Origin of the sequence: Lentzea roselyniae, assembly GCF_039537795.1 — a bacterium.
Classification (GTDB): Bacteria; Actinomycetota; Actinomycetes; order Mycobacteriales; family Pseudonocardiaceae; genus Lentzea; species Lentzea atacamensis.
Genome location: NZ_BAABBE010000133.1, coordinates 1 through 853, shown reverse-complemented (window position 1 = coordinate 853; position 853 = coordinate 1). Strand labels below are relative to the sequence as shown.

1 protein-coding gene is annotated in these 853 nt (G+C 71.0%); it reads left to right on the top strand.

The genetic code is table 11. From position 1 onward, the window contains the following. On the top strand, positions 1 to 853 hold an 853-nt coding region (locus ABFX45_RS46195; protein WP_346137429.1), incomplete at both ends, for a glycoside hydrolase family 15 protein.

Sequence of the window (853 nt, the reverse complement as noted above, 5' to 3'; positions counted from 1 at the left end):
GAGCGCCTGCACCCGCTGTACACGTTGCACGGCACGCAGCTCGGCGCCGAGGCCGTGATCGACACGCTGCCGGGCTACGCGGGTTCGCGTCCGGTGCGCGTCGGCAACCTCGCGAACCAGCAGGTGCAGCTCGACGTGTTCGGCCCGGTGGTCGACCTCGTCGTGCAGCTGGCATCGGCGCGTGGCGCGCTGTCGGACCAGGACTGGAAGATGGTCCAGGCGATGGCGGAGGCCGTCTCCCGGCGCTGGCACGAGCCGGACCACGGCATCTGGGAGGAGCGGCACGCGCCGCGCCACCACGTGTACTCGAAGGTCATGTGCTGGCTGACGATCGACCGCGCGATCAAGCTCGGCGAGCAGTTCGGCCGCGAGCTGGACCCGTCGTGGGTGCCGTTGCGCGACACGATCGCCACGGACGTGCTGAAGAACGGCTGGAACGACGAGGTCCAGTCGTTCACCACGGCCTACGACGGCGACGACCTGGACGCGGCCTCGCTCTTCGTCGGCCTGTCGGGGTTGATCGACCCGGCCGACGAGCGGTTCCAGTCCACGGTGACCGCGATCGAGGCGGAGCTGCGCTCGGGCTCGACCGTCTACCGCTACCACCGCGACGACGGCCTGCCGGGCGACGAGGGCGGTTTCCACCTGTGCGCGGCGTGGATGATCGAGGCCTACCTGCTCACCGGTCGCCGCACGGAGGCAGAGGAGCTGTTCGGCCAGATCGTCGCGGCCGCGGGCCCCACGGGCCTGCTGCCGGAGGAGTACGACCCGGTGGCCGAGCGCTCGCTGGGCAACCACCCGCAGGCGTACTCGCACCTGGGCCTGATCCGCTGCGCCCAGCTGCTCTCGCAGT